General features: G+C 33.3%; 6 protein-coding genes. All 6 read left to right on the top strand.

All coding sequences use genetic code 11. From position 1 onward, the window contains the following. The first annotated feature begins 396 nt into the window (after positions 1 to 396). Complete coding sequence (locus AAC024_RS15100) at positions 397 to 3,468, top strand: TonB-dependent receptor (protein WP_339896328.1); 3,072 nt, start codon at positions 397 to 399, stop codon at positions 3,466 to 3,468. A 45-nt stretch (positions 3,469 to 3,513) separates the two neighbouring features. Then, positions 3,514 to 5,046 carry a RagB/SusD family nutrient uptake outer membrane protein gene (locus tag AAC024_RS15095; RefSeq protein WP_339896327.1) on the top strand — a complete coding sequence of 511 codons (1,533 nt, stop codon included), beginning with the start codon at positions 3,514 to 3,516 and terminating at the stop codon, positions 5,044 to 5,046. A gap of 525 nt (positions 5,047 to 5,571) precedes the next feature. Beyond that, positions 5,572 to 6,282, top strand: a complete 711-nt coding sequence (locus tag AAC024_RS15090) for an FCD domain-containing protein (protein WP_339896326.1) — start codon at positions 5,572 to 5,574, stop codon at positions 6,280 to 6,282. 324 nt (positions 6,283 to 6,606) lie between these two features. Then, positions 6,607 to 7,857 carry an Nramp family divalent metal transporter gene (locus AAC024_RS15085; RefSeq protein WP_339896325.1) on the top strand — a complete coding sequence of 417 codons (1,251 nt, stop codon included), beginning with the start codon at positions 6,607 to 6,609 and terminating at the stop codon, positions 7,855 to 7,857. Between the two features lie 43 nt (positions 7,858 to 7,900). Next, positions 7,901 to 8,995, top strand: coding sequence for a type I phosphomannose isomerase catalytic subunit (locus AAC024_RS15080; RefSeq protein WP_339896324.1), 1,095 nt, complete (start codon positions 7,901 to 7,903; stop codon positions 8,993 to 8,995). A 44-nt stretch (positions 8,996 to 9,039) separates the two neighbouring features. After that, positions 9,040 to 9,162, top strand: coding sequence for a hypothetical protein (locus AAC024_RS15075; protein WP_339896323.1), 123 nt, complete (start codon positions 9,040 to 9,042; stop codon positions 9,160 to 9,162). The last annotated feature ends 13 nt before the right edge of the window (positions 9,163 to 9,175 follow it).

The raw sequence follows: 9,175 nt of genomic DNA, 5'->3' as shown, positions 1-9,175 counted from the left end.
TAGAATATCAGATTTCGGCTCTGAGGGTTGGGGGTTCGAATCCCTTCGCGGTCACAAAAATACTTTTAATTTAATTCATTACCCCACAGTTCCTAAAAACTGTGGGGTTTTTGTTTTTAGTTGAATTCGAAACAGATCGTAAAATGTCATTTTTTTTGTTCCACTACTATCCATAACATGTTTATTTCATTTAATTAAAAAATAAATTTGTTGCTTGAAGAATAATATTTCGGTAGAATCTAGCTCTGATTTATTTTGTTTTAACAGTTAAATTCAAAAAAACTTTTTTTTTAACAAATAAATAACATATATTTGGCAAACCACTTTGGTGAACCAGTTTGGTGTACCAAAATTAATTCTAAAATAATAACTAAACAGAAACTAAAAATTAAATTAATGAAACAAACAAAAAACTTAAAAAAGACACTCCTATTAGTAATAGGATTTTGTTTTGCATTGAATATAAATGCACAGCAAAAAACGATAACAGGTGCTGTAACTGCAGAAGCAGATGGTACGACACTTCCTGGTGTTAATGTTATAGTTAAAGGAACTAGTAATGGTGCATCAACAGATTTTGATGGAAACTATTCATTAAATGTAAATGGAAACGCTGTTATCTTGGTATTTAGTTATATTGGGTATGCCACTAAAGAAATTGCAGTAGGCAATTCAAATACAGTGAACGTGGCCTTAGTTGAGGACTTAGCTTCACTAGACGAAGTTGTGGTTGTAGGTTATGGTGCGCGTAGAAAGAGTGATATTACAGGAGCTGTTTCCTCAGTGAAAGCAGACGAATTAACTGCATTTCCAGTGTTAGACGCAGAACAAGCTTTACAAGGGCGTGCAGCTGGTGTAGTTGTGCAATCTAATAATGGTGGTGAGCCAGGAGCGCCTATCAACATAAAAATTAGAGGTAATACGTCTATAAGCGCCAATAGTTCTCCTCTTATTGTTGTAGATGGTTTTGTTGGGGCATCAATGCCGCAAGCTAATGATATTCAATCTTTAGAGGTGCTAAAAGATGCATCAGCAACTGCTATATACGGTTCTAGAGGTTCAAACGGTGTTATTTTAGTAACTACTAAAAAAGGTAGAAGTGGTAAAATGGTTATTGAACTTAATAGTACGTATGCTGTTAATAATATTGCAAATAGACTAGATTTGTTAAATGCAAATGAATTTGCAAACTATCAACAAGAAGTAAATAATAATACTGCTCTAACAACAGGAGAAGTACCTGCTACTTATACTCAAGGATCTGGAAATACAGATTGGCAAGACTTAATTTACAGATCTGGTAATACTGCGAATCATCAACTTTCTTTTTCAGGAGGTTCAGATAAAATGAATTTTTATGCTTCTGGTAATTATTTTAAACAAGATGGAATTATAGTAAATTCTGGTTTCGAAAGAGCAACATTCTTATCAAACATAGATGCGCAAGTAACAGATAAATTAAAATTTGGACTTAATCTTTTTGGAAGTAGAGGGACTAAGAATGGAGTTGCTACGCAATCAACTGGTGATAACGGTGTAGGCGCAGGTGGAGATGATGTAATTTCCTTAGCAATGAGATATGCGCCAGATCAACCATTACGAAATGCAGACGGTAGCTACAACTCAGGTAATACTATAGGGGATTTAGTAGATAACCCGTATGCTGTTGCTACAGAACGCGTAGACGAAACTAAATCAGATATTTTTAGAGCAAATTTTTATGCAAATTATGATATTTTAGAAAACCTTACTTTTAAAACAACCTTTGGTATGAGTACTGAAAATGAAACACAAGGCACTTATAATCCATCAACATTAGAAGTTACAGCATCAGCGGTAGGTGGAAGAGCTAGTGTTACAAATGCTAAAAGAACAAATGTGTTGAATGAAAATTACTTGACTTATACAAATGAAATAGGAAAAGGGAATTTAACTTTATTAGGAGGGGTTTCTTATCAAAAAATAACTACAGAAGCATTTTCTGCAGCTGGTACAGGTTTTCTTTCAGATAGTTTTTCTTTCTATGCCTTAGGTGACGCTACAGGTTTATTACAGCCTGATTCATCCTTATCAGAAGTAGAAATTCAATCTCAATTCGGAAGGGTGAATTACGATTATGATGATAAATATTTATTAACTGCAACAGTGCGACGAGATGGCGCATCAAATTTTGCAGCTAATAATAAATATGCGATATTTCCTTCTGGAGCTATAGGTTGGAAAGTGTCAAATGAAGATTTTTTAAAAGATAGTGAAACTGTTTCTAACTTAAAATTAAGAGTAAGTTATGGTGTTACAGGTAACCCATCAATTAGCCCTTACCAATCTTTAGCAAGGTTTGCAAGCCTTTATGCTGCTAGTAATGGGGAAACTGTAAATGCTATTACGCCAGACCAACCTGCTAATCCAGATTTAAAATGGGAATCGTCTTATCAAACAAACATTGGTATAGATTTAGGTTTATATAATAATAAAGTAACGCTTTCATTAGATTATTATAATATTGATACAAAAGATTTAATTTTGGGAAACAATGGTATTCCTGAGTATTTCGGTTTCGCAAATGATGAAATTTTAACAAACCTAGGTCAGATAAATAATAAAGGATTTGAAATTTCTTTAAACACAAGAAATATAACTAACGACAATTTTAGATGGACTACAGATTTTAACTTATCTGCCAATAAAAACGAAGTAGTAGCCTTAATAAACGATGCAGATTTATTTGATGATGCTAGTCCAAGTTATTTTAGTCATGATAGAACTCACGTTTTAAGAGTAGGTGAAGAAGTTGGTCTTTTTTACGGGTATGAATATGCTGGTGTTTACCAAGGCGGTGCTTTACCCGCAGGTACAGCAACTCAACCTAATGGTTTGCCAGGTGATCCATTGTTTAAAGATGTAGATGAAAGTGGTGATATTACTGAAGATGATAGAACGACTATAGGTAACCCCAATGCAGATTATACTTTTGGAATTACCAATAGCTTTAGCTACAAAGATTTCGATTTAAGTATCTTTTTTCAAGGTTCTCAAGGTGGAGATATTTTTAACTTAACAAATGTACAGTTGAATAATGGAGATGCAAACACTACTAGAGACTACTATAACAATGCTTGGACACCTACAAATACCAACACAAACACACCTCGTGTTGGAAATAATAGCAATAGAGAGATCTCCTCTCGTTTTGTAGAAGATGGTAGCTATATAAGATTGAAAAATATAGCTTTAGGCTATAATTTACCTTCAGATATTACTGAAAAATTAGGATTACAGAGAGTAAGATTTTCTGTAAGTGCACAAAACTTATTGACGTTTACAAAGTACTCTGGTTTAGATCCTGAAGTGAGTTACTTTGGTGGTAGCGGTGTAAATGACGTAAAAGCTAATACAGCTCAAGGGTTTGATTTTGGAAATTACCCAACGGTAAAGTCTGTTAATTTTAGCCTTAACGTGAAATTTTAATCGTAAATTATATAAAAAATATTTTTAATTTTAAAAGAAAAAATTATGAAAGCATACAAATTTTTATTGTTATTGATAGGATTATCAATAACGGGATGTTCAGATTTAGAAGAAGAGCCTGTGGGCTTATTAGCCCCAGAAGGTTTCTTTCAAACTCCAAAAGATATACAAACAGCAGTAGATGGTGCTTTAACACACGCAATCAATGAAAAGTTTTGGGGAAGAAAACTTTCTATAGCATTAATGTTACGTTCTGATATGGTGGATCTAGCATCAGACGAAACAAGAAGAGTAGAGCATAATGAATTGACTACTCTTGGTAGTAATGGAATGATTAGTGAATTTTGGCCAAAAACTTATCAAGGAATTGCTGCCGCTAATCAAGCCATTGCAGGAGCTGAATTGGTTGGTGCAGCTGATGAGCTTAAAAACCCAGTTACTGCACAAGCTTATTTTGTAAGAGCGTTTTATTATTTTCATTTGGTAAGACAATTTGGAGATGTTCCTTATATTGAAGCACCAATAACAGATGCCGATGCAGCAGGTGCTATTAGTAAAACACCAGCAGCAGAAGTGTATGCAAAAATCATTGCAGATTTAGAATTTGCTAAAACTTGGTTACCAGATTTTCAAGCATCAAGAGCGATGCCTTCTAAAGCAGCAGCGAGTTCTTATTTAGCTTTGGTGTATTTAACGATGGCAGGAACAGATGATAATGCTAATTTTAAAAAAGCATTTGACGAAGCCCAAGAAGTTATTAATAAAAGAGGTGACTATAAGTTAGAATTAGAGGCTGACTATCAAACTTTATTTGATGCCACTAAAATCGATGGATCTTTAGAGCCGATATTCGCATTAGATTATAATAATTTTGAAGCTCCTGATAATGCATACGATCAAATAGCTCCTATGACAGGTATTAGAGGAGACGCGAAAAATGGAGGCGGCTGGTCTGTTGCAGTTCCTGCTCTTAAAGTATATACTGAATGGGCTGCAGGCGATTATAGAAGAGCTGTTAGTATGGATGATGAAGCAGAATTTGATAATGATACTTCAAACCCACTAACACCTTACACTGGTTTTGGTATAGTACCAGGATCTCTTCACAAGTTTGCTAAACAACGACCATATATTGCAAAATACACGCGTTTTCCAGGACCGTTTGCTCGCGGAAATGGTAGAGCAACAAGTCATAATTACTCTATGATACGTTATGCGGAAGTGTTGTTAATTGCTGCAGAAGCTGCTGTAGAACTGGATGATAATACGTCGGCAATTAAATATCTAAATGAGGTAAGAACAAGAGCAAGAGCTGGAGGGTCATGGAAAAACACAGGATCAAGTCTAGACCCTGCAGACCATACAGGAACGGTAACTGTTGCTGATGTTTTGGAAGAACGTAGATTAGAGCTTGCTTTTGAAGGTAAAAGATGGTATGATATTGCTAGAAGAAAAATAGGTGCAGAAGTATTTAGTGCTTCTGGTTTAGAAGGAGAGAAACCAGGTTTTTCTGCAGATGATTATTTAATGCCAATACCAGCAGACGAGATAGAAAGAAATCCTAACTTGGGTAACTAATTAGAAGTTTTTTAATTAGTTACCCAAGTTAGGAGTTTTAATTTTGGCTTTATCTTAATTTTCGTCACTTGTAAACCCGAGATTAAAACTAATAGAAAAATATGTATAGAGAATATTTAGTTAGGCTCTAGTTTAACATTGGTATGACTTTGGAACTATTTATTTTTAAAGGACTTTGGATGATTGAAACGCAAAACAAATTATCCAAAAGCATAAATATCAAGCGTTCAAGTACTATATCAACACTCTTTTAAACTAGAGCCATTTTAGTTATGATAAATTATTATGATTTAGAGGTTTATCATTAATTATATAGAATTGTAATACGGGTTAATTAGTTTGAGTTAGTTTTTTTTAATAGATAGTACTGGTCTGAATTTCAGACCAGTAAAATCTTTTTTTTTTTGGATTTCAAAAATTCAAAGATTTATCCTGAGGGTTTTTTAATAAATAAATATTTATTGCTACAATAATTTTCTAGATTTAGTGAGACCTAGTTTTGTAAACCAATTTTATATTTCCTAAATGAAATTAGAGATACTTGCAAAAAACGATAATCTTGAAGTGAAGAACGTGATTATATCGGAAATCAGGAATTTGATTTGTAATAAAAATCTAGAACCAGGGGACAAACTACCCTCAGAAAGGGTGTTATCTGAAAAATTTGGTGTCAGCAGAAGACATGTTAGGGAGGCCATTAAAACACTTGAATTCTACGAGTTGGTGAAGTCGATTCCACAAACGGGAACCTTTATAGCTAAAATAGGTCAGATTGCTATGACTGGTATCATAGATGACATGGTAACACTGGAAAATCAAAATTTTAAATCTTTGGTAGAAACAAGAATATTGTTGGAGTCAAAAACGGCTTGTTTGGCAGCAAAAAATAGAACTAAGATAGATTTAGAAAATATTAAAAAAGCGCTTATTAGTTACAGAACAAAACTTTTAAAGCGCGAAGATGCAATACAAGAAGATTTACTTTTTCATTTAGCTATTGCAAAAGCAAGTGGAAATAGTACTATAAATGCGTTGATGTTGCAAATTACACCAAAGATACTCTCAGTATTTGAAGAAACACGTGTGTGTGATGAAGATGGTTTTATTCATGAAGTTAAAAAGCATGAAGCTATTTTTGAAGCAATAAGAAATCAAGACTCAAAATTGGCAGTTGAAACTATGGAATTTCATTTCGAAATGCTTATTGATTTTTGTAACAATTATAAAGGAAATTAAAAAGATAAAATTTCACTCTTATGTTTTTTTAAAGAATTTGTTACAGGAGAGTTTTAGTATACTTGAAATAAAAATTGACAAAAAAATATTTCTACTCGAATTTAAGGTGCTCTTAATATCAATAAGGCGTTTTTACCCCATAATTTAATAGTGTGGTGCACGCTTTAAAAGCTGTAAATATAATTAAAGATGTTCATTTTGGAATTTTTTAGAACCAATGTAGTAGCAATTCTCTTTGAGAAGAGAGAGTAAGGCATTAATGAAACGATCTATTATTTAAAGAATTTTCAAAATTATCCAACAAAAAGAAATAAATCATTAATTATGGCATCAAGTAGCATAACCCTTTCAGAAAGAATTAAAAAGGGTCTTAAGAATTTTGGACCTGCATTTTTTATTATTGGCTATGTTGTAGGTACAGGAAGTGTTACCTCTATGGTGGTTTCAGGTGCCAAATACGGTCTAAGCCTTTCATGGGCATTATTACTTTCCTGTTTTTTCACCTATTTCCTCCTTATTTCAATAAGTAAATTGACAATAGTTTCTGGAGAAACGCTTATGTTTAATTTTAAAAAGGCATTTGGGAAACCCGTTACCATTTTCATTATAACCGCGTTGCTCGTTTCCATAGTTTCTTCATGTATAGGAGTTATGGGCGTTGTAGCGGAAGTTACAATGGAATGGATATCCGTAAAAACTTCAATTTCCTTTCTCAATGGTCCTGTTATTTCTATTTTCTTTATAGTCCTATTGATTGCTCTTTTTTGGACAGGAAAACATGCTAATTTCATCAAGGCTATGAGTATTATGGTTGGCTTTATGGCATTTGCTTTTATTATTACTAGTATTATGGTTGTTAAAGAAGCAGGAACATCCATCGTTGAATTTTTTCCTAAATTACCCAAGGGTGATGTTGCAGGTCTTGTAATTGCTGGAGTAGTTGGTACTACAATGGCAGGAGTTTGTTTAGCGTCCCGAAGTATTTTAGTTCAAGAACAAAATTGGGGGATTAAAGATTTTAAAACAGAGAACAGAGACGCCTTGTCATCTATGGTCATGACATTTTTTATAAGTCTAGCTATTATGATTAGTGCAACGGGAACACTTTATTTTCAAGGAGCCAAAGTTGATGATGCCACGGATATGATGCACGCATTGGGACCTTGGGCGGGAGATTTTGCCCTTACTTTATTTACTTTGGGAATTATAGGAGCTGGATTATCATCCATTTTTCCTAATCTTTTATTGTTTCCTTGGTTAATTGCAGATTATACAAATACCGAACGGGATATGAAAAAACCATTGTATAAACTTTTAGTGGTTTTGGTGGCATTATCTGGATTAATTGTTCCATTTGTTGGTGGTAAACCTGTTTGGATATTAATTGCATCTCAAGCTCTCAGCCCATTTATAATGCCATTGATAACTTTATTTTTAATAATTCTGCTCAATAGATCAGGTATTATGAAAGAGCATAAAATCAATGTTTGGATGAATATAGCGTTAGGAGCTACTTTTATTTTCAACTGTTATATGTTGTATGTTGCGTTAAATGGATTTATGAATTTTTTATAGTCCTGCTAAATTTAAATTATGTGTACTAGAAATTCAATAGAACATGAGTGAACACCTACAAAAATATGCCCGTATACCACTAAAACAGCTTCCAAATAGAGTTTGGAGAACTTATGAAGGTGGTGCTTTGATTGATAAATGGAAAAAAACATGTCCTGAAATCGATGGCAGTATGCCTGAAGAATGGATAATGTCTACAATTACAGCACGTGGAAAAAACAGACCTAAAAACGAAGGGCTTTCTCTAATACAAACCGCCGATGGAATTATATCTCTTAAAGATTTAATAGATTCAAATCTAGAATTATACTTAGGTAAAAAATTAGCTGAAAAATATGGAACAACAGGTGTGCTTATTAAAATACTAGACTCCTTGGAACGGTTAACCATTCAGGTGCACCCCGATAAACATTATGCCCGAACTATATTAAACTCAGAGTTTGGCAAAACTGAATCTTGGTACGTATTGAATACACGACAAATAAATGGCGAAAAAAGCGTCGTTTATATGGGCTTCAAAAAAAATGTCACAAAAAAGGAATGGAAATTACATTTCGAAAATCAAAATATTCAAGGTATGCTCGACTGCCTACATAGAATTGAAGTAAAGCCAGGAGATGCATTTATGATTTATGGAGGAGTACCTCATGCTATAGGCAGTGGTTGCTTTTTAATGGAGGTTCAAGAACCTACAGATTATACTATGCGTGTTGAAAAAACGACCCCAAATGGTCTCACAATTGGGCCAGAACTCATTCATCAAGATGTGGGAGAGCAGAAAATGCTTGAATGTTTTCATTATGATACTTATACCTTAGATGAAGCTCTAAATGTTTGGAAAGTAACTCCAGAAACTCTTGATGACTCAAATGAGTTTACTTTAAAAACTATATTTAATGCAAAGCACACCAATTGTTTTGGTTTAAATGAACTCGTTTTAAATGGCAGCTATACCATAAAAGGAAACTCACGTTTTTATGTTGCCGTTATTTATTCAGGTGAAGGAATAATGGTATGTAACAACAAGGAATATACATATAATCAAGGAGATGAAATATTTATTTCAGCTGCTATTTCAGAACTCATTTTTGTTTCTAAAAATCCATCGAAAATATTATTATGCTACCCTCCAATTTAAAATATAAGTAGCATAAAAAACATAAACACAAAAGACCTTTAATAATGAAACTTATTATAGACTTCTTAGTCGCTTTCGTTGGTGATAAAAATGAAAAGCGTGATTTAATTGATTTTCAACAGCGCATTATTTCTTTTTTAGCGCTTTCCAATTTTCAAAATCTTTAATATTGTCTTCAGA

Origin of the sequence: uncultured Algibacter sp. (assembly GCF_963976535.1) — a bacterium.
Taxonomy (GTDB): Bacteria; Bacteroidota; Bacteroidia; order Flavobacteriales; family Flavobacteriaceae; genus Algibacter_B.
Note: the sequence above shows the minus strand (reverse complement) of the source record. Positions and strands in the feature narration are given on the sequence as shown.

Excerpts from the sequence above, each read along its gene's own strand:
- AAC024_RS15095 (WP_339896327.1), top strand. The coding sequence starts at position 3,514 with ATGAAAGCATACAAATTTTTATTGTTATTGATAGGATTATCAATAACG.
- AAC024_RS15080 (WP_339896324.1), top strand. The coding sequence starts at position 7,901 with ATGAGTGAACACCTACAAAAATATGCCCGTATACCACTAAAACAGCTT.
- AAC024_RS15090 (WP_339896326.1), top strand. The coding sequence starts at position 5,572 with ATGAAATTAGAGATACTTGCAAAAAACGATAATCTTGAAGTGAAGAAC.
- AAC024_RS15085 (WP_339896325.1), top strand. The coding sequence starts at position 6,607 with ATGGCATCAAGTAGCATAACCCTTTCAGAAAGAATTAAAAAGGGTCTT.
- AAC024_RS15100 (WP_339896328.1), top strand. The coding sequence starts at position 397 with ATGAAACAAACAAAAAACTTAAAAAAGACACTCCTATTAGTAATAGGA.
- AAC024_RS15075 (WP_339896323.1), top strand. The coding sequence starts at position 9,040 with ATGAAACTTATTATAGACTTCTTAGTCGCTTTCGTTGGTGATAAAAAT.